This window comes from Candidatus Peribacteria bacterium (genome assembly GCA_023038255.1).
Classification (GTDB): Bacteria; Patescibacteriota; Gracilibacteria; order Peribacterales; family Peribacteraceae; genus CALREJ01.
Genome location: CP082927.1, coordinates 422,019 through 443,082 on the forward strand (window position 1 = coordinate 422,019; position 21,064 = coordinate 443,082).

The window sequence follows — 21,064 nt, forward strand, 5'->3', positions numbered from 1 at the left end:
ATTAATTAATAAACAATGTCATCTTTAGATAAATTAACCTCATTTTTGTTTGAAAATACGAGATAATAATCACCTCCTGCGTTAGGAATGTTGAACGAAGCATATCCATCAATATATTGCGCAGAATAATCTTCTGTCATTGTGTACATCCACCCCTTACTCAGCCACATTTCATTAACTGTAGGAGGTAATTTAATTTTCAAAGAGAAATTAGGAATTGTATAATCTGAAATAATTTTAATGATATATACGGATTCAAAGCCAAGCTCTGGATTGGGCCTAATTTCAAATGGCTGTATTTCGATTTTTGGTTTGGGAAGATCTAATTTATTTATAGTATTGTTATTACCAACGATAGTGAATGAATTAGGAGAATTTTCAATATTTGCATTTGGATTTTCTTCCAAATCTTGCCTGTTTCCATTGAGATTAAAATACCAAAATCCTAATCCAATTAATATTGTTGCAAATACACCAAAAATAGCAATATACCATGATGTTGACTTACCTTCTTTTGCGTTTTCGTTTTTAGGATCAGATAAGGGTAATGTCAGTCCTCCTTTTTCATCTCCATGAATTTTTCTGAGATACTGAAGCTTCGCTTCGATATCTTTCAGGATATTTTGTAAATGAACATTACCTTGGCGATATACTGCTGAATTGTTTTTTGCTGCCAAAAATTCAGACTGCTGAAAATCTGAGTCATACATGGCATTTAATACTGGTAAAATCTTTTTCTTGTAGTCCTCCCACTTATCAACTGTTGATTGGATTAACCCAGCAGAAGGAGGACGGTGATTTTCGAAATCGGAATTAATTTCTTGATGGAGTTCATTTGCATCTAAAATAAATTGCTCTAAAGCCTTTTTTCTTTCTAAAGAAGATTTGCTCATAAGTCTATCATACCAATAAAAGGACTAGAACTGTCAAATGCAGTATATTTGTTCACATCAGCACCCAAACCCCAACCGCTTCTGCAGTCGTTCATTCACTCTTTTGAGAGACTCGCCAAAAAACTGCCTCCTCACTCTTTCGCACGTCCGCATCTGTATTCCTGTTAAAGGCTTAATGGAACTTCGCAAGGAACGTGATGCTGATGAGCGAGAGGAGTACGAGGAAGACAAGGAAGACCCCACTTCGCTCTCCGAGCTGCGCGGGGCAAGCGAACTCGATGCAGACGATGCAGATGCTGTCCGTACACACATCAATCCGTTTGCAGATCTCTGGAATCCCGGAAGGCATTTGCAATCGCCATTATCCGCAGCGCGGCCGCCTTCACCCAGAAGCAGGGAACAATCGGCGTCGGTCATCGGGCCGGAGCGTTCCGGTTGCTGATACGCGGGATTGCTTTGTTCCGATTGCGGCGTGTAGCCGAAGGTGGAGTTATTCGCGTATTCCAGACCGCGGACAATTTGGGAGACGGGAATGAAGAGGCCGGAAACGAAGTTACCATTGTCATCGACGCCTTTTGCGACCACAACCCCGACGACCTTGTCATCCTTCACGACCGGGCCGCCGGAATTACCGAAGTCCACGAAGGCACTTGTGCGGATCCACGGCGTGACGTCATCGGGTCCGGTGACTGTTCCTTTTGTTTGTGACTGATGCATGGATTCTTTGAGTGATCCTTTGTTCGGGAATCCCAGCACGCCCACGCTGTCGCCGGCTTTCGGATCTTCGTTGGCAAAGTACATTTTGCCGTGCTCGCATGTGAGCGAGGCGCGCATGTAGGCAACGTCGTCATCAAGATTGAGTTTTACATCGGACCGTGTGAGATTGCGGAAGCATTCCAGATTCACGATGTCGTCGTCTCCTGTGGCGTAAATACGATAGTACTGGCCGCCATTGATGATGTGCTTGTTGGTTACAAGAATACGTTCATCCACATAAAACCCCGTGCCCCAGCCGGTAAAATCACCGTTTTTATCGAAGATGGCAATCATCACTGTGGCAGTTTTCGTGTTCGCCGAAGGTTCTTGCGATACTGCAGCCAGAGCGGGGACTATGCCCAGACATGCGGCACTGCACCCAATGAGAATATTTTTCCAACGCATACGCAAATGATGCGCTCTACGCAGAGAGAATGCGAGGATTTTTTGAAGGATCTTCTGGAGCGGTGTGCGGATCGCCATGCATCGTCTTTCCCTCGAGTACCTCCATCATTTTTTCTCTCGCGTCTTCTGCAATGCTGCGCTGTATCTCAAGCAGTGCCTTGATAGTGTCTGCAATCACGTCTTTATCGACTACCAACGTAGCGTTCCCAGAATGATCCTCGGGCGCACTTTTTCCCATGATCCGGTTATAGGTCGAAGTGTTGCTTGTCTGCAGCTCAAAATGGCCGTACTCGTTTTTTTGTCGAAGAAAAGGAATCAGTTCTTCGTATGTACGGATGCCATACAATTCCTGGGCCAATTGAATAACGACAAGCATGCCCTTCAGATTTTTTTCAACCATGCCTTCTTTGAGGACGTCCGGGTCAATCTCATCGCCGTTGATAGATCGTTCTGTGTTCATGCAAAAATAATACCCGATATTCATTCCTAGTCACTGTCAAGAGACGGGCACATGGCTACTGATCATGAATAGCCCTTACATTAGCCAAAAACAGAGAGATGGCGAAGTGGGTCGGAGTGCTAGAAAACGTGTGATGGAGAGAATTGTTGAGGGTGTAGAGTTTTGATATTCTTGGGCTCTATTTATCCTTCCTCTTTTTTGTGTATGAAGAAATTGCTCGTCGTTCTTGGATTTATTCTTGTCGCGGGTGTCGCATTTTATTTGGGTGATCAGCATGGAATGCGTGAAGGGCCGGAGGCCATGGAGCACGACGAAATCAATGCCCAGGATCATATTATGGCCGACGGTCAGGAGGATATTATTCAGAAATATAAGTGTCCGAGTGGCATGGAATTTTCCGCAAATCTTACAACAGAGGATTCTGTGAGCGTCTGGGCAGAAGGAACGCAGCCGGGCGTATTTGGACGCGTTGTTTCCGACAATGGTCGCAAGTACTCAAACGGCAGCTGGGAATATTTCTTCCGTGGAGAGTCCGTTACTGTTAGTGATGTGAAGAGCAATACGTCAGAAACATGTACTCCGGTTCCGCAGGAGGGATTGGCACCGGTGAACGTTGGTGACTAAATTCCGCAATGTGCATTGGTTCTCTGTGGCTAGTCTTCCTGTCAAAATGGATGGGCTAGCCATTTTTTAGTGTGACATTGATTGCTTTTTTTGCGTGGCAAATACCGCGAGTGGCCGTAGAATGTTCATATGTCTCACAAAGAAGCCGCTCTCGATTTCCTCACGCTCATCACCACAGGCAAAACCCGCGACGCATACGACAGGTACATCCACCCGGATTTCCGGCATCACAATCAGTACCACAAAGGAGATGCTGCGTCCCTTTTGCAGGGAATGCTCGAGAACGATGAAAACTTTCCGGAGAAAGAATTCGTGGTGAAGAAAGTGCTGGAAGAGGGCGATACGGTGATGACGTATGCGAGTTTGAAAATGGGCAAAGGCGTGCCGGATATGTCGGTCATGCATCTGCTGCGCTTTCAGGATAACAAAGTGATCGAGATGTGGGATTGTGGCATGCAGCTGCCGGCAGATTCGCCGAATGAGAACGGGGTATTTTAAAGCGAGTCACATGCGGGAATCATTGACTTTTATGCATATTGTATGTAAAAAATACTTAACGAGAGTTCATTCATTTGGATTCTTGGCGTTCTTTCACATGAACGTATGGAACAAAACAGGAGTCACCCTTCCTGCTGCGTGGCAGGAGGTTTTTTGTCTTCCGTTTCTGAAAGACGGAGGCATTACCCAATGAGAGAAGGATGTGAACGATGTGGAACATTCCCGCTTTGCGCTTTGGTACTGACTACCATAGTGCAAACAAGTCAGACGTGGTTGATTTGGGATCAAAGGAAGTCCTGGGGAAATTGGGACTGGTCGTGGATGGCATCATCCAGAAGGATTGTCGCAGTGGAAAGTTGCTTGAGGCAGCCTTCAAAAAGCTGCAAGCCATTCCCATGAAGGCTCGGGTGGCCATGTGTCAGAGTGCCTGCACTCACTTCCTGAACGATGCACTCGATTGCGGCGGCGTCCTGCAAACATTCGACGAGTACATCGATGTGCTCACCCGCACGAGCGGGTTGTCGGAGTTTCTTGCGGGGCAGGTGACGGATCGCATTGGCAGCACGCTGCGCAACATGGAGGACATTGTGATGGGATTGTCGCGCGGCATGCCGCATAGCATCATTGATGCCGGCATTGGCTGGCAATGGGGTTCAACGATTCGCCTGGTGCCGCGTGTTCACGCGCTCGGCTGTTGTATGCCTGGAAACTCTCCGGGAGTGCATGTCATCTGGCTGCCCGCTCTTGCGTTTGGTATCCCGGTGCTCATTCGACCTGGGTCCGCTGAGCCCTTTACCCCATATCGGTTGATTCAGGCTTTCATCAAAGCAGGATTTCCGAAGGAGGTGTTTGGGTATTACCCGTGCGAACACAGTGGCGCAAATCTCATTCCCACGCTCACCAAAGGGGCGATCGTTTTCGGGTCGGATGAGACAGTGAAGCAGTGGAAGGAAAATCCTCTCGTGCATGTGCACGGGTCGGGATTCTCTAAACTCATTCTGGGAGAAGACCGTTTGAGCGAATGGAAAACATTGATTCCGGCACTTGCACAGAATGTGTCCGCGAATAGCGGACGCAGCTGCTATGCGGTGTCCAGGATCATGGTTCCGGGTCATGGAAAGGAAATCGCGGCGGCTCTTGCAGAAGAGCTGGCAAAGATCATTCCGCGACCATTGCATCACCCGGATGCGTTTCTGTCCGCCATGGCAATGCCGGAGCGGGCGACGGCGGTGAATCAGGTCATTGATGAGGAACTGAAAACCAAAGGTGCCATCGATATGAGTGCACCGCATCGTACCGGGAGCCGGTTAGTAGAATTTGAAGGTCGAACGTACATGCTGCCGACCGTCATCTACTGCGAGAAGAATGACCATCCGCTGGCGAATCAGGAATTCCTCTTTCCTTTCACAGCGGTCACCGAAGTGTCGAATGATCAGGCGTTTGGGGAGATGGGGCCCACACTGGCGCTCGGCGTCTATACCAATAACGAAGAGTTAAAGCGTCGGGCTCGCATGAGTCATGTCAGCCTTGTGAGTGTCAACAAGTCGACGTCTGTACTGGATCGTAATCAGCCGCATGAACACAGCCTCTTCGATTTATTTTATGAACGGCTGAGCTACGTGGAAGGCTGATGAGCGTGATCTTGTTCCAGGGTTTCTGTGATTGAGTCCATCTGTGCGTGCACAGATGGACTTTTTTTGTACTGCAAAAAATAACGGAAGCAAGTGCATCTCCCAAGGAGAAAAAATAGGGGTTGGCTGGGGAGGAGGGATTCGAACCCCCGAATGCTTGCTCCAGAGGCAAGTGCCTTACCACTTGGCGACTCCCCAAGGTTTTAAAGATAATAGTGTATAGGGGCGGCTTGGCGCCTGTCCGCCGTAGCTCCAGAGAGCGAAGGTGGAACTCCCCAACGATATGGACGTCAGTACATCTGATGCCTGGAAACATCAGAGCCCGCGTATCCTAGCAACCATTAAACGTTATCGCCAGTGTAATTGACAAAAGCATGAATAGGTTCAATATTACGTCATATGAGACCACTCGATTCTGTTTCCGGTGCTTCAGAAGGGCAAGACGTTCCTGCTGCTGCTTCGTCATCACTTTTGTCACGTGTAAGCACTCTGCTTCGTGGAGCTATGGGCCATGTGATAAAAAGCCCGTTACTGCCACATAAATCAGACATATCAGAAAAAGATGCTGATCAGGTTACTGCCGGAATTGAGAGTATTGATGAGTCGACTTTAACGCCTGAAGCACTCTCTTCCACTGAGCGTCTCGTTGGGGCGTTGGAGCAGATTGGAGACATGGGAAACGAGGATCTTCCCACGGATGAGCGAGATGCGCGTGCACTTGCGCTGCTTGCACAGATTCAGGGACTTCCTGTTCCTGCTAATCCACTCAAAACAGTAAAGACCATCCGCAATGCGCAGGAAAAAATAAGGGGGAACGATCCCTGTCCCTGCGGATGCGGCAAAAAGTTTAAGAATTGTCCGAATCGGAAAGACTGATATGACAGCAGAGAACGTATCAGAAGAGGATGGTTACACTCTGGAGAATAAGCCTATGCCGACAGGTGTACGGGTTTTGCAGGCAGAATTCGCACTGCAGATTTTGGAGCAGGTAGGCATTCAACCAGGAATGGTTGCAGTGATGAGTAATGGCATGGTGTTTTTCAAAAAAGCAGCCGAGATCCCGCAGCCCGCTTTTCTGCCCCAGGATGTTCAGAGTGTTTTCGCAAAACGAACAGAAGGTGCCAGACGGACCTATGGGTCGATCTTCAAATCCGTACCTGATACCAGCGCGCATCCTCCTATCAGAAACAATTATGTCCGCCGCAGTGGCAATACGCCGTGCGGGTGTGGATGTGGCCAGAAACTCAAGAATTGCCCGAAGCGACAGGGATGAGAAAACCGGATATTCAAGTTCTGTAAAACCTCTATAATTCAATCGCTTGCTCGCGTAGCTCAGATGGATAGAGTACCTGGCTTCGAACCAGGGGGTCGTAGGTTCGATTCCTGCCGCGAGCACCATTCGATTCGCCCTTGCTACGCAAGAGGCTCACTCATGGCAAGCCAGTCCCTCTGTAAAAAAACAGCATCAATGTTTGGAAATGTACGTACTTTCTCTGTATTATCGACGCTCTTTTTTGTTTCCCCACATTTCTCATGAGACAGTTGTCCATTCCCGTTCTTGCTTTGTCACTCGTGACACTTGCTGCCTGTCAGACGTCCTCCCTCACAGAAGACGAAAAGGCGACAGTTGTAGAAACAGAAACTGCATTCAGCGGCGAATTGCGCGAGATTGATGCGGCACAGAGCGTCATTTCGTTTACCGGAAAGAGCAATATCATCAACCACGAAGGAAAGTTCCCGAACTATACGGCGCAGGTCACACTCGATGCAGATGAGCCGTCCAATCTGGAGAAGGCACAGATCAGTGCTGAGATCGATGTTGCCACTGTCGAAGTGGATGCCGCAGGTCTGCAGGGTCACTTTATGAAGGATGACTTCTTTGCGGTGGAGACGTACCCGAAGGCAACCTTTGTTTCCACAGACATTGTGAGCAAGGGTGACAACATGTACGCCGTCACTGGTGATCTGACCATCAAAGGCACCACGAAGAGCGTCACGATCGATGCAGAGATCACGGATGATTACCTGACTGCAACGTACGATCTTCCCCGTCTCGATTTCGGCATTGGAAACGAAGCCTATGGACAGAAACTCCTCGAGCCGATGGTTCCGGTCAGCATCAAGCTCGTCTTTAAGAAATAAGCCTGAACATCCATTCAGTGTATCCAGCAAAAAGGGGCGTTCGTCGCCCCTTTTTCATGACACCGTCGTTCTACCGATCGCGCTTATTCCTGTTGCCTGCAAAATGCCCCTGCGCATTCCGTTTCTGGCTGGATGAAGAGACACGGCCTCCTTCAGCGCGGCCTTTCCCGGTGCGATCAATCTCACTCTTCTGCTGCGTTCCGTTCTGCTTTTCCATATCAGGTGTGGGAAAAGAAATAAAAGTGACCCGGCTCTTTTCAAGACGTTTCCCATGGCCTCCTCTTACCAGAAAACCGATGATCTTTTTTGTTGATTATGCCCTCCCTCCTGCGATATGCGGTACTGGCTTCCGATGCCGGATTATTTCCGCTTTAACCACTGCGCAGGGTTCCCGGTCCGCCGCTTCCACCAGAGCCATGCAAGGAAGAGGAAGGCGCCACCGACAACAATAATCTTCATGATGGTTTCTGCGGTATCGATTCCGGACATCAGGGAATCGAGTGCGGCAAGTCCTGTGTAGCCGAGCACAATGAATGTCATCTCACGGATATAGAACCCGATGTAGGTTCCGATAAAAAACGTGCGCTTGCTGATTTTCAGCACGCCGCACACTGCGGAGATCGGGGTGCTTGGCATCATCGGAATAGAGCGCAGCAGGAGCAGGACACCGATATCTTTCCAGGTGCCTTTGAAACGTTCACCGAAACTTTCGAGATCCTCATGTGTGACGCCGATGTATGTGCCGAAGCGCGGGATAATCAGATCTTCAATCTTGTCGCCGAGGAAGTAGAAGATAGATGCACCGAGAGTCTTGGACAGCGTTGCCAGTGCGCAGATCCAGAGCAGTCCCGGAACACCGATATTCTGTGTATTGGCAATCGATCCCGCCAGTGTGGCAACAAGAGGAGAAGGGATAGGTGCGAGAATTTCCTCAACAAGACCGCCGAGCAGCACGAAGAGGGACAGAGGAACGGTCTGGGCTGTGGTTTCCAGCCATGCAATAACAGAGGCGATCATAGTTGTTGTATGGTACGCAACGCCGGATCAATCGGCAACCGCGGCTTCAGTAATGACACGAGCTCAGTCCATTTTTCTTCAGATACTGCTGATGATAGTCCTCCGCTTTGTAAAATTCTTTTGCGGGGACAATGTCTGTCACAACCGGATTTTTCCATTTGCCGGATTTCTCCAACTGCAGAAGTGCCTGCTCTGCTGCCACTTTCTGTTCGGGTGTGTGATAGAAAATCACCGAGCGGTACTGCGATCCGAAATCCGGGCCCTGCTGGTTGCGCGTTGTCGGATTGTGATTCTCCCAGAACACTTTCAGAAGTGCTTCATAAGTGACAACCTCGGGGTCGTACGTGATTTCCACCGCTTCCGCATGACCGGTGGTGCCATTGCATACCACTTCATAGGTAGGATTCGGCACGCTGCCGCCGGTGTAGCCGACTATCACATCCAAGACGCCCGGAATCTGGCGGAAGGTGTCTTCCACTCCCCAGAAGCATCCTGCCCCAAACGTTGCTTTTGCCGGTGTTGATTGCGTGTCCTGCATAGAAGCATTCTACCATGCAAGTCGAGTTCCGTCTTTGTGCCGCTACCATAATTCCGTCTTTTTCCATTTCTTCCCCCCTTTTTCTTATGCAGCTTTCTGCACTTCACGCCAAACAGGACTGGGCATTCTTTGCGCTGCGCCTGATTATCGGTGCTATTTTTATCTACCACGGCTACCAGAAGTGGGGCATGTGGGCTGCTGACACGCAGGCAACGGGTTCCATGCTCATCATCATGCGTATTCTTGCGATTGCAGAACCTCTCGGTGGACTGGCGCTCATTGTCGGTGCATGGACGCGCCTTGCATCTATCGGACTTCTTATCATCATGCTCGGTGCTATCTACATGAAAATGTTTGTGTTCGGTGCCGGCTTTGCCGGACAGGGCGGCTGGGAATTCGATCTCGCGAATCTCGGTGCGCTGCTCGTTCTTGCAACGCACGGTGCAGGCAAGCTGTCCTGCGACGGATGCTATATGAAGAAAAAATAAGATCTGTGTCACATCAAAAAAGCCGCTCCGTCAGAAAGAACGGGCGGCTTTTTTGAATCACATTTCTTATTTCTGACACACGACCTGCCTGCATCCGTTGTCATCCTGCATGGTCGTGCCGGTCAAACCGGAGCGCTTGCAGATGCGGATGCCTGCATCCAGCTGGTCATCGGACGGGCAGGATGATGAAGCGGAAGACGCAGGAGCTTTGCAGGTCACTTTGCGGCAACCATCGTCGTCCAGGCTAATGCTTGCTGTCATATTGCGCGCCTTGCACTTTGTACCGAGTGCATTGATCACGGTGTCATCCGGACATGCTTTCACATCATCTCCCAGCGCTTCATCCATACAACGCACCATGCGGCAGACGCCAACGGTGTAGCTTTCATATTTCACCCCTTTTGCTTTGCAGGCACTGGCCTTGTTGCGCAGAGACACAATGGATGGGCACTCTCCCTGGGACGACACATTCTCAATACAACGCACCTGCCTGCAGCCGTTGAAATTGTAGTACTCGAATTTCTGATTCTTGCTTCTGCAGGCAACAGCCACTGCAGTCAGCCTGTCACCATCCGGACACGGACCGTTCAGCGATGCAAAAGACGATGATGAAGAAACGGATGAGGACGAGGAGCTGGCGGAAGACGGGGGTGTCATGCTGCAGCGGATCTGCTTGCAGCTGCTCGGGTCGAGATATGGATTTGCATACATACCGGCCCGGACACATTCCTTGCTCTGATGTTCCAGAGTCAGCTTGCTCGGGCATCCTGCTTTTATTTCCAGACACCGTCTGTTGTACTGATCTTTCATGCGCTGGTACGACAGTGTTCCCGGACGACCCTTCGACAGGATCTCGGTAATCTGTTCGCATGTCGCAGAGGAATTTTCGCCGTCAGCGGACACGGTGGCGACAGTGACAGTCGTCAGCAGAAGTGCCAGCAGAACCGTCAACGATGCGGAAGAAGGGATTTTCATGAGTAAAGAGGGAAAGAAGAGATATTTACTGTAGGTGAATCTACACGAGATTTCGCTTGCACTCAGGAAAAAAGAGGGGAAAATAGGCAGTGCTTTGGCGAGAACTCCGCCTCTGCCACGTCGCACACCCATTCAGCTCCGCTTCCGCGGACGCAGCTTCCCGCTTCTCTGGGACACATCATAAGAAATGGTGGATTTTTTTCTGTTCCGTCTCCGTGACGGCTTTTTCATCTACCCCCATTTCTATGAACTCCCTTGACACTCTCAACGACAATGAACTGAGCGATGAGCCGCAGGCTCTCATGAGGACAGTGATGTTGCAGCAGACTGTTATGCTCCCGAATGTGCCGGCACACGGACATTGTGTGTGCATGCAGCAGCCGACATTCATGATCCGCAAAACAATCTTCATCACATTGCTGACGCAGAAAAATGCGGCATCTCAAACAAAAGATCAGCCAGCACCACAGACACGGGAGACGGTAGAAAAGCCCGCGCAGGAAACTCCCGGCATCCGCCGCGAAAAAGCGATTGAATACATGCCGGCGCAGGGAGCTGCGTAACGACAAATAGGGGAGTCTCGTCGTGAGACTCCCCTTGCCGTGTGCAACCGTCGTTGACGGCTGCACTTGTTGTTACTAATTCGCATCTTCCAGTCGCGATCCAATGTCTTCTTCTATCTCGTCTTCAGTCTGGTTGCGCTGATCCGACCCATCACCGGTATATCGATCCTTTGTCTGATCGAATGTTGGGAATGGGTTGTTGATCTCAAGGTCTTGTGCAGTCAGCATAATTTCTCCTTCCGTGACACGAATGGTAAGCCAACAAGGGCGGCATACAGACTGCTCTCTGCATAACGCCATTGTCAGAGTGATGATGTAAAAGATCCTGTTACAAAAAAGAAGCGCCGGCTGGGAAGGGGAGCTGAGTCAATGTGTGATTGGATTCATCACGCACGCAGCTCACCTTCCGCCATAATAATGGTGGAACGAATGGAGCCGAGGACGATGGCCTTACTGCGCATGTAAGGCCATCGTACCGCCCTTTGCAGTCACGTCAAGATTATTCAATAATCGCCGCCGCTCTGGGCAGAATCGTCTGAAGCATCTGCGTAGTCCGCGTGTGGTTCGGGACCCGTTAACTCATCTGTATCAGGGCCAAAAATATCCGGGAGTGCTGATGCAGACCGATCGGGCTGAGGATATCTGTCACGCCCTTTCCAGGTAGTGGAACAAACAAGTTCCCATGCCTGTTTTCTGACAGGTCCTTTTACGGATTCCTGCACGGCAGTAATTGCAGCAGTATTTTCTGTTATCGCAGATGATGTGAGGATTGATGCAGGTATTGTGAGCTGTTCCATAAGTGAAGAAAGAAAAAGAAATACAAAAAATTCCGCTGAGCGGCGGGGGAGAGAAGTGCGAGTCTGTTATTTTTCTTAGTTCAGACACAGCGACTTCTTCCCCACTCTAAAGAGGGTAAACCAGAAGCCGTTGAAGCTGAGTACCTGTGCCATTCGTTTTCATTATGATTATTTTGACTGCGCTGTCAAATTTCCATCCTTCTGTTTTGGAGGAGTGTCCATATTCCAGAAAGACACGGACATGCTTCCTTTTGCCGGTATCACATTCTTGAATGTATTTTTGGGGTCCAGTGACAGATCAAAAGTCACATTATCAACCCTGTAGGAGGTATCTGCACTATCCGACGTGTGCAGCGCACCAATAATGGCACTGACTTTTTCGGGAGGAATCCGCAGAACATTTTCCCCCGCCTCAATCACCAGTGTGTCATCCGTATCGTATTCCATTTTCGTAATACCTTCTTCGCCTATATTGAATCGGATATTGTCTCTATGAACTTGAAAAAATCCCAGACTGATGGATCGCAGATAGAAAAAACGCCGGTCGACCTGAAGAATAAATCCGTCATCTATAAAACGAAATGGTACTTTTTCACCATTTTCTATTTCTATGGACGCTGTTGTAAACGCACTCTTGTTCGCTATCTGTTCCCCTGCAACAAGGGTGGTGCGGCCTCCCGGCACTCTCTGCGCCTCCTCTGTACGCGGAGACTTGCGCAGTGTCAAAAGAAGCGACATGCCTGCCACAATGAAAAGGGAGACAGTGCCGATCGTGCGCCTTTTTGGTGACGATGATTCTGCGTCGGGTTGTCCGATCGATTCTTCCGAGGCCCCGTCTTCGCGGAATTCCTCTGTCATTGATGCCGAGTCTACGCTGAACGTTTTCCGGCACAATACGGAATTTTTCTCAGGAGTTAGACCCGATGGATGTGATTCTGATGCGCTTTCCGCCTCCCCCTGTTTTTTTGTGAGACACCGGCACGATACTGTCGCCATCCGGAATATCCATCGAAAACTCGGCACTCACTTCATCAGATTCTTCCAGCAGCCGGTGAGCATCCGCCGGTTTCTTGTGAGCGGCTTTTTCCGGTTCTGCCTGCTTCGTGGTATTGCCGTTTTTCAGATGCACGACGGTCGCATCAAACGCACGGGCCACTGCGGCCTCGCGTGAAAAAATGGCGAGTGTGGTGCCCTTCTTCCGCATGTTGGTCAGCAGTTCAATCACAATGTTACTCTGTGCACTGTCGAGATTCTGCAGCGGTTCGTCAGCCAGAATCACCATCGGTGCGGTGATGATAGCGCGTGCAATGCAGACAAGAGAGCGTTCACTCACGCTCAAATCCTGCGGAAAGAGTGTCGCTTTGGACAGCAGATTCATCCGCTTCAGAAGGTCATTCGTATTCCGTCTGATCAGTGCCTCCGGTGCGCCAAGCAGTTCCAGCGGCAGTCCGACATTTTCTTCCACTGTCGCATGATTGAGCAGTACAGATTCCTGATAAATCACACCGACGCGGCGGCGGTAGAGTTGCAGAATGGGGGCCGGAAGAGTGCGTATGTTCACGCCATCGACATCCACACTTCCTTCATCCGGATCGTCTGCGCGGATCAGTAAACGCATCAGTGTTGTTTTGCCACTGGCACTGTCACCAAGCACACACAGACTCGCACCCGGATCAATCCGCAGCGAGAGATTGGTGAGCACCGCCTTCTTCCCATACGCCTTCGACACATTTTTCAGCGCGATCATGGCGTGCATCATACCAGTTCGCTTTTGAATTACGAATGACGAACCTCCTCATTCTGGGTTCCGGAATCTTTTCTTACACTTTCGCGGGACCACCAATCGGTTCCCGTTTTGCCATGCCCACTTCCCGCGGATATTTTTTATCAAGCGGTCCGGTTTTCCGGAACACCAGTAACTGTCGCGAGCCGAAGTCACCAGGCAAAGTATACGTGTGTGATGTGACCAGCTGACAACGCAGTGCGCGCTGTGCTTCGTCGCTCGCTTTCAGTTCATCATCAATATGCAGACTTTTCCAGACCACCACGTATCCACCGGTTTTCACAAACGGGCTGCAGTACTCCAGAAGAATATTCAAGGGGGCAACCGCGCGTGATGTCACCATCGAATACTGTTCACGGTATTTCTTCTTCTGACCCAGTACTTCGGCGCGGTCTGCAATTCCTAGGAAGTTCTTGATGCCGGCTTCTTTTGCAATGCGCGTGATGGCCGCAATTTTTTTGCCGATGGAATCGAGTCCTGTGCATTGTGCCTGCGGATAGAGAATGGCGAGAGGCAATAGCGGGAAGCCTCCGCCTGTCCCGATATCAAGTAACGTCGCGCCTGGTTCGTTCATCACCTCCGCGCAGTTGAGTTCCTGAAAGGCAACCGAGTCCAGAATGTTGCCGTACCAGCAGGCTTCTTCGGTGCGGAGCGCCGAGAGATTGATGTTGGCGTTTTCGGCCAGGAAGACGCGCATGAGGGTTCGGAGTTGTTCGTCGTGTTCGGAGGGGATGTGCATGGAGCAACTATAGGCAATAACCATCAATAAATCGATCTCACACAATATGTATACACTGCCATAATTCTCCATTCTCAATTCTCCATTCTTCATTACAATACACTCATGACCCACTCCATCCGCATTGCAGAATTTCTCCTGAACATCGGCGCTGTCCGCCTGTCCGTCCATCAGCCGTTCACATGGACCAGCGGGATCAAATCGCCCATCTATTGCGACAACCGCATGATTTACAGTCATCCCGAGGCGCGCAAAGCGGTGGTGGATGCCCTCGTTTCCCGTGTTAAAAATCTCCATATCCCCGCTGATGTCATTGCCGGCACCGCAACCGCCGCTATTGGCTGGGCTGCCCTGGTCGCAGACAGAATGGAGCTGCCGTTTGTCTATGTCCGCTCGAAAGCAAAAGAACATGGCGCACAGAAGAGAATCGAAGGAGATCTGAAGGAAAACCAGCATATTGTGGTGATTGAAGACCTTATTTCCACCGGCGGAAGCTCCGTATCCACTGCTGATGCTCTGCGCATGGAAGGAAAGGGGATTGTGACGGATGTGGTCTCTATCTTCAGCTACGAACTTGGTGCATCACACGAGAAAGCCCTGGAAGCAGGTCTTATTTTCCACCCGCTTTCCACCGTCACCACGCTCCTCCAGGTCGCACTGGATCAGGACAGAATTATTGACGAAGAAGCAGAGGAAATTGAGCGCTTCATCAAAGATCCCCAGCACTGGCACGCAGTCTAAGAGCTGGTCTGGAGATGTTACGGAAGGGTCAACAGGTGTTCTTTCATGTGTGTAAATGCCCGGATCCGGAATGATGCGGGCAAAGACGGAGTTCTGACCGTGAGAGAGAAATCCCGTTTGCAGACATTCAATCCACTCACCTCGGTTTTCATGTCCTGACCGTTCGCATCAATACCCACAATCTTACTGGCTGCAACTAGCTGGTAGCCGTATGTATCTTCTTGATCTGTGGTATCCGGCCATTCCATACCTTCCCATATCGTTCCTTCCAGGCAGGTATTCCACGTTCCGTACAGTTCTTTCTGCGGCGTCTGATTCATGAAAAACGACTGCCACCCCAGGGAAATCCTTTTTGTATCCGGTGTGAGTATGGCAATGGCAGGTTGTATGCCGACCAGTGTGCGGAATTTTCTGGTGGAGAACGGAGCATCATTTTTACTCGGAGGTGTTTGCTGTCCTTCGGACATGGTCCAAGGAAGAAAGCCTCCCTGTGAGCGGAAGGTAGGAGTGGTGTCAAAATGCTGCAGGTTTTCCAGGAAAATGAGCGGGTCACCGTTTTTATCTTTCAGTTCTTCCAGCATGGTCAGGATCGCACCCTTGTCCGGCATGATAAAGACCTCGCGATGAAATGCATTGCCGTTATGAAGCAGGATACTTGCGATCGAGTCTTGAATCTTCAGGTCTTCTCCAGGTTTTCGTGGCTGCAGGATAAAGCCATCCGCAGATGGTATGGGCATGGCATCGAGGTCTGTGCAGAGACGCAAAAATGCCCCGTCACTGCATTCGCCATCGGTGCCCGTTCTGTATTCCTGCAGCTTCTGACCAAGTTCGGGTGTTGTCGCGGTAATGTTGCAATGCAGTTGCCGCTCCAGAAGAGTCTTCATAGAGGTCTGTGCGTCCGGGGATGCAATCCGTCCGGGCAGTTCATGTTCGAGTTCCGTGAGGACTTCCGCCGCCACCTGCATGCGCTTGAATACTTCAATGCCCCCTCCGGATTCACGGGGAACAGACATCCATTGTTTTACTTCCGGGGGCAGGGGATTGCGGTAATCCAGTGCATTGCGGATAGCCTTCTCTATATGAGCCTGTGCCTGTTCACGCACAGCATGCTCTGCATCATCCAGCTGGTGTTTGTGCGTATCAATGACCTGTTTGAGTGCATCCAGGCACGTATGCCGTCCTCTTGCTGACTGACTGACGGTATTGACGGTATTTTTTGGTTCCTGGGCATGGGAAGGATCTGGAGTAAAACCGCTATATGCCATAGCAAATCCAGACAGGAGTGCATACAGGGTGGTGAGCCTTGGTGCGGATTCCTGCGTGTTCTGCCGGGCATAAGACGCCGACTCGAGTGACATTGGACATGGATTACGCTTGCCGAATCGCAGAGTCAAGACAGGTCCGGTCGGGTCCTTTGCTAGAGTTGATCCGAATGCCAAAATGCGTATGTAGAATTAGCATTTTTGTAAATATTGAGTATAAAATTTGTTCAATAAATATCCTCACAGAATACTGTCATTTTTGAGTGGATGGACAGTCATCTTAGAAAGAGCCTATACACCATTATAAGCTCTTAAAATGCAATAAACTTGACATTTATGCATAAAAGGTATAAAACTATCTAGTTCCATACAACCACGTTGGTTGAGTCTATGGGACGTTCGAGAACTACAGATCATTCAAATCATAGGTTCTGAAATTAGGAATTTCAGACTGATGTTGATGATCTTTCATGATAAACAAAAACTCGTTTCTCGGTGTTCAGTTGTTGAATAGCCGGTGAAAGAAGCGAGTGGCAGAACATGTTCGTAAAACCGTTTTTTTTCAGGAGAAGTCAGATGTTTATTCGCAATTTGGTCGTTGGTTTGTTCGCATCGTTCGTCACCGTAGCCCCCAAGGCCCGCAAGCAAAAGCATGTTGCGATTGCAGCGGAATTCCTCGAAGATCGTGCGCTCCTTTCCGCAACCATGCGTAAGGGGCCAACGGTCACTGGGAATCTCGACGGAGTCAACGCCCGCATCATGGCAGTCGGAGACGGTATCGTGCTGGCAGGCGAAACTGATACAGTCGCCCGACTGACGCTCTCAGCGTCTCGCTCCAAGTATTTCTTTTCTGGCTTACAGCAAGAATTGCAGGGCGGCGGGCTTCAGATCGCGGGGATGGGTATTTTGCATGGCAGCAATATCCTCGACGCCATCAACCCCAATGGAAATGGTTCCTCAGCGTACACAGGGTATTCGTTTGGCGCTATCAGCAAGAAGTCGGGGCAGTATAGCTTCGACATCAACCTGACCGCCAAGTCGGACACCGCAGAGTCGCTCGATGTCACGTTGAAGTTCCCTGAATTGAGTCTGCGACGCGGTCGTCGTTTGATTCAGTTGACGGGCTTGATCGGTGGACAGACGGCTATTACCGTCAAGGTTGGCGGGAATGGCACAAATTCTGGTGGCGGTGGCACTCCTGGCTTTACGGTGACGCCTTCAGGCGGATCATTTGATCCAACGGAAGGCAATTCCGATACCGGGACAATCGTCCTCACCAAGAAGCCGCTTGGAAACGTAACCATTATGGCGACGTCGACAAACTCGGATATTACCATTACGCAGGCATCGTGGACATTTACGCCTGATAACTGGAATGTTCCGCAACAAGTGACAGTGAACGGACTCGAAGATTCGGACAGCATTGATGACACGGGAGACATTCGTTTCTCCATCGTCGATGCCAACTCGTCCAATGAGTACGACGTTGTTTTGGACCAGGTCTTTACGGCCATGGTGCATGACAACGACACTGTCATCGGCCCCACGCCGCAGTTGATTACGAGGGAAACGGGTGATACTCGAGTAGATGAGACAGGTCCGAATAATACGGACGAGATCTTCTATCGTTTGTCTGCCCAGCCCTCGGGCAACGTCACTGTGAATGTTATGTCCTCGGACACAACAGCGGGAACCGTCGGTCCTCAGACACTCACGTTCACGCCATCCAATTGGATGACTGAGCAGAGAGTCATCGTGACAGGCGTCCCTGACGCAGACCAGATGAATGAAACCTTCACCGTACAGGCGACCTCGTCGGTCGGTAACAGTACGGTGGGTGTGACGGTCATCGACGTGACGCCGAATGAGGTGTCATGGGACGCGGTGCAACTGTACTTCGTCAACCCCGTGAAGCTGATTTCGATCAGCGGATTCAATTCCGTCTTCGCGGGAGAAGAAATGCAGATCTTGGCCGACTTGAATCACGACGGTAACGCTACGGAGATCATCAGCCCAATTTTCATGGGTGACACGAACGGTGGTTTCATCGGTACGCCAGTGCCGAATGCTTACCAACTCACGGGTGGTACCAGTGTTCAGGTCCGATTCTGGGACCCTGCAGATCAGGGTTTCCGGAACGCAAACGGCATCTCGGTTCACTACCTCGATGCCAGCGGTACGCTGCACGAAGTCACAGTCAATTCCCCGGAGGTTACACTCCAGGGACCCGCATTGATCATCACGTAAAATTCCAATTTCAAACCTAGATAGGAGAGTTCTCGAAACATTTCAATCCCCCGGCCTGTACTCGTTGTATAGGTCTGGGGGATTTTTTTATGCCTTAGAACTGCTCCAAAAAGCGCACGTCTCCTTCGTAGAACCCGCGCAGGTCGGCAACGCCGTACTTAATCATAATCAATCGCTCGATGCCGAAGCCAAAGGCAAAGCCGCTCCAGACGTTTGGATCAATGCCGACGTTTTTCAGGACGTTCGGGTGAATGAGGCCGCAGCCTCCTACTTCCAGCCAACGGCCGGACCCTTTCTCGCCTTCTTTCCCAAGCCAGCGGATATCGAGTTCCAGCGAAGGCTCTGTGAAGGGGAAGTAGCTCGTGCGGAAGCGGAGTTCAATGTCCGGAGAGAGCAATTCCTTCACTGCTTCTGTCATGACTGCTTTCAGGTTCGCAACCGAAATATCTTTCCCGACCATCAGTCCTTCGAACTGGTGGAACATGGGTGAGTGTGTGGCGTCGCTGTCTTTGCGGTAGACGCGTCCCGGGCAGATGGCACGGAAGGGAGGCTTATGTTCCTTCATGTAGTGAATCTGCACCGGAGAGGTGTGCGTGCGCATCAGTTTGCCGGGTTCGCCCTTTATCCAGAACGTCGCCTGCATATCCATAGCGGCGTGATCTTTTTCGAAGTTCAGGAGATGAAAGTTTTCTTTCTCGGACTCGAGCTCATTATTCCGCGCGACATCAAATCCCATGCGTCCGAACACGTCTTCCACTTTGCGGATGAATTCCGGAATGAGGTGCAGATGGCCCTGCTGCTTTTTCGGGAGGCGCAGGGTGACATCAATCTTGTCGGTGTCTGCCAGTCCGGACATTTTTTCGTTCGTGAAGGTGGCGCGCTTGTCAGCAATTGCCCCTTCGACTTTCTTTTTCCACTCATTCAGTTCCTGTCCCTTCGTTTTCTTTTCCTCGATGCTCAATGCACCAAGGGCTTTCATGGCATCCGTCAGGACGCCGCGTTTTCGACCCAGGAGATCAAGTTCGAGGGTATCGAGATCGGCTGCGTTTTTGCAGGCGGTGATCTGCTCAATGTAGGTTTGCCAGTTGATGGCGGTTTTGGACATGGGCTGAGTATAGGGAAATTCTCTTGTTGGAAGAAGTGATTCATCTGTGCGTTCTTTTTATTCCTGAAAGCCGAAAGCTAGAAGCTGAAAGCTCACCTCAATGCTGCAGTGCTAACTCGATCAACAAAAATGCCACATAAATCAGTACCCCGATCCACCAGTTTAAAATTCCAAGCAGGTGAAAGAGAATGAGAATTACCGTTGCGAGTGCCAGGAAGACTCCCTGCCGGAGCGAGATGCCGAGGATTTTTCCTTCATCCCACGCGTGTACCGGGAACCATTTCCAGAGCACATAGAGAATGAGCGTGCTGATAGTCGCAATGCTCAGGAAGATGCTCAGAAAAAAAGCGGGCAACGCCTGAATGGGGGAGAGCAGAGGACTGATGCGCAGGAGAATAGCTATCAGTGAGGTGACCGAGAGCAGTGCCGCGACGATGATGCTGTATAAGAGGGTTGTCATGAGAAGAAAATTTTCCGTATTCCCTCTCCCGGGGCAAGTCGTTGGGGTAGGGAGAGGGTGGCCCAATGGGCCGGGTGAGGCAGATTATTCAATCAGAATTTTGTTTCATAGAAGCAAGATGCTCGCCGAGTCCTTTGAAGTCATCGAAGAGTGCCTGGCGCAGGCCAGGATTATGCAGTGCGGCAGCCGGGTGGTAAATCGGGAATACGGTGATGGCATCAGATTTTCCTTCGGCTTCGCGGATAGTGTGGGCTTTGCCGTGGGCTTCGCTGATGCTCATTTTCGTAAAAAACTGCGTGAGCGCATGACGGCCGAGCGGCACAATCAGTTTTGGCTTGATGATTGCAATTTCCATCTGCAGAAATGGCAGACAGGCCGTTTTTTCTTCCGGTGTCGGGTCGCGGTTTTCGGGTGGGCGGAATTTCACGACGTTGGTGATATACACATCCTCCCGCTTGAGCCCGATGGTTCCGAGCAATTCATCCAGCAGTTTTCCCGCCTGTCCGACAAACGGAATGCCCTGTTCATCTTCTTTCTGTCCCGGCGCCTCTCCAATAAACATAATCTCGGCTTTCGGATTTCCATGACCCATCACCGGATTGGCGGTTTTTGTGAGTTCGATTCCTTTCCAGGCGTTGAGTGCGGTGCGGACGTCGTCGAGCGTGTGCGGCATGGGTGAGATAGTAGCATGACAAATCGCGGATCACACTTATCTTGTTGCGTGATGGTGGAGCTTACGAGATTCGAACTCGTGACCTCTTCCATGCCATGGAAGCGCTCTAGCCAGCTGAGCTAAAGCCCCACGAAATGCGAAATGGTGCACCCGGCAGGATTTGAACCTACGACCCTCAGCTCCGCAAGCTGATGCTCTATCCAGGCTGAGCTACGGGTGCACAAAAAAGCTCAAGCAGCCTAGCAGGCGTCGTTGCAGCATTCAATG

26 protein-coding genes and 4 tRNA genes are annotated in these 21,064 nt (G+C 50.4%); 11 read left to right on the forward strand and 19 right to left on the reverse strand.

The genetic code is table 11. The annotated features are described in order from the left end of the window. Window positions 1–5: 5 nt before the first annotated feature. The 3 genes from K8942_01990 to K8942_02000 are packed head-to-tail and all read right to left on the reverse strand — an operon-like array spanning window position 6 to window position 2,514. Complete coding sequence (locus K8942_01990; protein UPA22964.1) at window positions 6–893, reverse strand: hypothetical protein; 888 nt, start codon at window positions 891–893, stop codon at window positions 6–8. A gap of 57 nt (window positions 894–950) precedes the next feature. After that, window positions 951–2,132, reverse strand: coding sequence for a serine protease (locus tag K8942_01995; GenBank protein ID UPA22965.1), 1,182 nt, complete (start codon window positions 2,130–2,132; stop codon window positions 951–953). Then, on the reverse strand, window positions 2,071–2,514 hold the full coding sequence (locus K8942_02000; GenBank protein ID UPA22966.1) for a hypothetical protein: 444 nt from the start codon (window positions 2,512–2,514) through the stop codon (window positions 2,071–2,073). Before K8942_02000 ends, K8942_01995 begins: the two co-directional genes overlap by 62 nt. A 204-nt stretch (window positions 2,515–2,718) precedes the next feature. Here K8942_02000 and K8942_02005 point away from each other — a divergent pair, with 204 nt between their 5' ends. From K8942_02005 to K8942_02015, 3 genes are all read left to right on the forward strand, one after another. Beyond that, window positions 2,719–3,138: a hypothetical protein gene (locus K8942_02005; GenBank protein UPA22967.1), complete on the forward strand. Its 420-nt coding sequence runs from the start codon at window positions 2,719–2,721 to the stop codon at window positions 3,136–3,138. Between the two features lie 129 nt (window positions 3,139–3,267). Continuing rightward, the gene (locus tag K8942_02010) at window positions 3,268–3,636 is read left to right on the forward strand and encodes an ester cyclase (protein UPA22968.1); all 369 of its coding nucleotides are present in this window, start codon (window positions 3,268–3,270) and stop codon (window positions 3,634–3,636) included. Window positions 3,637–3,845: 209 nt separating this feature from the next. After that, complete coding sequence (locus K8942_02015; protein ID UPA22969.1) at window positions 3,846–5,267, forward strand: aldehyde dehydrogenase family protein; 1,422 nt, start codon at window positions 3,846–3,848, stop codon at window positions 5,265–5,267. A 123-nt stretch (window positions 5,268–5,390) separates the two neighbouring features. On the opposite strand, the gene K8942_02020 is transcribed toward K8942_02015, so the two are convergent. Continuing rightward, window positions 5,391–5,465 (reverse strand) — tRNA-Gln (locus tag K8942_02020). 201 nt (window positions 5,466–5,666) lie between these two features. Between K8942_02020 and K8942_02025 the strand changes: the two genes are divergently transcribed. The 4 genes from K8942_02025 to K8942_02040 all read left to right on the forward strand — a co-directional run bounded on the left by K8942_02025 (window position 5,667) and on the right by K8942_02040 (window position 7,409). After that, entirely contained in the window at window positions 5,667–6,143 is a 477-nt protein-coding gene (locus K8942_02025; protein ID UPA22970.1) for a hypothetical protein, read from the forward strand. A gap of 1 nt (window position 6,144) precedes the next feature. Then, window positions 6,145–6,540 (forward strand): hypothetical protein, encoded by a 396-nt coding sequence (locus tag K8942_02030; protein UPA22971.1) that lies wholly within the window; start codon window positions 6,145–6,147, stop codon window positions 6,538–6,540. Window positions 6,541–6,588: 48 nt separating this feature from the next. Then, a tRNA-Arg gene (locus K8942_02035) sits at window positions 6,589–6,665 on the forward strand. A 135-nt stretch (window positions 6,666–6,800) separates the two neighbouring features. Further along, window positions 6,801–7,409 (forward strand): YceI family protein, encoded by a 609-nt coding sequence (locus K8942_02040; GenBank protein ID UPA22972.1) that lies wholly within the window; start codon window positions 6,801–6,803, stop codon window positions 7,407–7,409. A gap of 70 nt (window positions 7,410–7,479) precedes the next feature. Here the strand turns inward: K8942_02040 and K8942_02045 are convergent, their stop codons facing one another. The 3 genes from K8942_02045 to msrA form a co-directional block, all read right to left on the reverse strand. Further along, complete coding sequence (locus K8942_02045; GenBank protein ID UPA22973.1) at window positions 7,480–7,626, reverse strand: hypothetical protein; 147 nt, start codon at window positions 7,624–7,626, stop codon at window positions 7,480–7,482. 143 nt (window positions 7,627–7,769) lie between these two features. Further along, window positions 7,770–8,426: a VTT domain-containing protein gene (locus tag K8942_02050; protein UPA22974.1), complete on the reverse strand. Its 657-nt coding sequence runs from the start codon at window positions 8,424–8,426 to the stop codon at window positions 7,770–7,772. Between the two features lie 46 nt (window positions 8,427–8,472). Beyond that, the gene (gene msrA / locus K8942_02055; GenBank protein UPA22975.1) at window positions 8,473–8,964 is read right to left on the reverse strand and encodes a peptide-methionine (S)-S-oxide reductase MsrA; all 492 of its coding nucleotides are present in this window, start codon (window positions 8,962–8,964) and stop codon (window positions 8,473–8,475) included. An 86-nt stretch (window positions 8,965–9,050) separates the two neighbouring features. Between msrA and K8942_02060 the strand changes: the two genes are divergently transcribed. Continuing rightward, the gene (locus K8942_02060) at window positions 9,051–9,452 is read left to right on the forward strand and encodes a DoxX family protein (protein ID UPA22976.1); all 402 of its coding nucleotides are present in this window, start codon (window positions 9,051–9,053) and stop codon (window positions 9,450–9,452) included. Between the two features lie 66 nt (window positions 9,453–9,518). Here K8942_02060 and K8942_02065 read toward each other — a convergent pair whose 3' ends face one another. Next, window positions 9,519–10,427, reverse strand: a complete 909-nt coding sequence (locus K8942_02065) for a hypothetical protein (protein ID UPA22977.1) — start codon at window positions 10,425–10,427, stop codon at window positions 9,519–9,521. A 245-nt stretch (window positions 10,428–10,672) separates the two neighbouring features. Here K8942_02065 and K8942_02070 point away from each other — a divergent pair, with 245 nt between their 5' ends. Continuing rightward, a complete protein-coding gene (locus tag K8942_02070) occupies window positions 10,673–10,990 on the forward strand; it encodes a hypothetical protein (protein ID UPA22978.1) in 318 nt (105 codons plus the stop codon). A gap of 75 nt (window positions 10,991–11,065) precedes the next feature. Here K8942_02070 and K8942_02075 read toward each other — a convergent pair whose 3' ends face one another. The 5 genes from K8942_02075 to rsmG all read right to left on the reverse strand — a co-directional run bounded on the left by K8942_02075 (window position 11,066) and on the right by rsmG (window position 14,309). Further along, window positions 11,066–11,218, reverse strand: coding sequence for a hypothetical protein (locus K8942_02075; GenBank protein UPA22979.1), 153 nt, complete (start codon window positions 11,216–11,218; stop codon window positions 11,066–11,068). A 275-nt stretch (window positions 11,219–11,493) separates the two neighbouring features. Beyond that, on the reverse strand, window positions 11,494–11,787 hold the full coding sequence (locus K8942_02080; GenBank protein UPA22980.1) for a hypothetical protein: 294 nt from the start codon (window positions 11,785–11,787) through the stop codon (window positions 11,494–11,496). Window positions 11,788–11,955: 168 nt separating this feature from the next. Next, complete coding sequence (locus K8942_02085; protein UPA22981.1) at window positions 11,956–12,645, reverse strand: hypothetical protein; 690 nt, start codon at window positions 12,643–12,645, stop codon at window positions 11,956–11,958. Window positions 12,646–12,694: 49 nt separating this feature from the next. Next, window positions 12,695–13,534, reverse strand: a complete 840-nt coding sequence (locus K8942_02090; protein UPA22982.1) for an ATP-binding cassette domain-containing protein — start codon at window positions 13,532–13,534, stop codon at window positions 12,695–12,697. 73 nt (window positions 13,535–13,607) lie between these two features. Continuing rightward, a complete protein-coding gene (gene rsmG, locus K8942_02095) occupies window positions 13,608–14,309 on the reverse strand; it encodes a 16S rRNA (guanine(527)-N(7))-methyltransferase RsmG (protein ID UPA22983.1) in 702 nt (233 codons plus the stop codon). 105 nt (window positions 14,310–14,414) lie between these two features. Between rsmG and pyrE the strand changes: the two genes are divergently transcribed. Then, window positions 14,415–15,050, forward strand: coding sequence for an orotate phosphoribosyltransferase (gene pyrE / locus K8942_02100; GenBank protein ID UPA22984.1), 636 nt, complete (start codon window positions 14,415–14,417; stop codon window positions 15,048–15,050). A gap of 17 nt (window positions 15,051–15,067) precedes the next feature. Here pyrE and K8942_02105 read toward each other — a convergent pair whose 3' ends face one another. Continuing rightward, window positions 15,068–16,408, reverse strand: coding sequence for a hypothetical protein (locus tag K8942_02105; protein UPA22985.1), 1,341 nt, complete (start codon window positions 16,406–16,408; stop codon window positions 15,068–15,070). Window positions 16,409–16,888: 480 nt separating this feature from the next. Here K8942_02105 and K8942_02110 point away from each other — a divergent pair, with 480 nt between their 5' ends. Next, window positions 16,889–18,559, forward strand: a complete 1,671-nt coding sequence (locus tag K8942_02110) for a hypothetical protein (GenBank protein UPA22986.1) — start codon at window positions 16,889–16,891, stop codon at window positions 18,557–18,559. A gap of 94 nt (window positions 18,560–18,653) precedes the next feature. On the opposite strand, the gene pheS is transcribed toward K8942_02110, so the two are convergent. The 5 genes from pheS to K8942_02135 form a co-directional block, all read right to left on the reverse strand. After that, window positions 18,654–19,664: a phenylalanine--tRNA ligase subunit alpha gene (gene pheS / locus K8942_02115; protein ID UPA22987.1), complete on the reverse strand. Its 1,011-nt coding sequence runs from the start codon at window positions 19,662–19,664 to the stop codon at window positions 18,654–18,656. A gap of 97 nt (window positions 19,665–19,761) precedes the next feature. Next, the gene (locus K8942_02120; protein ID UPA22988.1) at window positions 19,762–20,124 is read right to left on the reverse strand and encodes a hypothetical protein; all 363 of its coding nucleotides are present in this window, start codon (window positions 20,122–20,124) and stop codon (window positions 19,762–19,764) included. Window positions 20,125–20,212: 88 nt separating this feature from the next. Further along, window positions 20,213–20,797: a uracil-DNA glycosylase gene (locus tag K8942_02125; GenBank protein ID UPA22989.1), complete on the reverse strand. Its 585-nt coding sequence runs from the start codon at window positions 20,795–20,797 to the stop codon at window positions 20,213–20,215. 52 nt (window positions 20,798–20,849) lie between these two features. Then, window positions 20,850–20,926 (reverse strand) — tRNA-Ala (locus tag K8942_02130). 13 nt (window positions 20,927–20,939) lie between these two features. Beyond that, window positions 20,940–21,017: transfer RNA gene (locus K8942_02135), tRNA-Arg, on the reverse strand. Window positions 21,018–21,064: the final 47 nt, after the last annotated feature.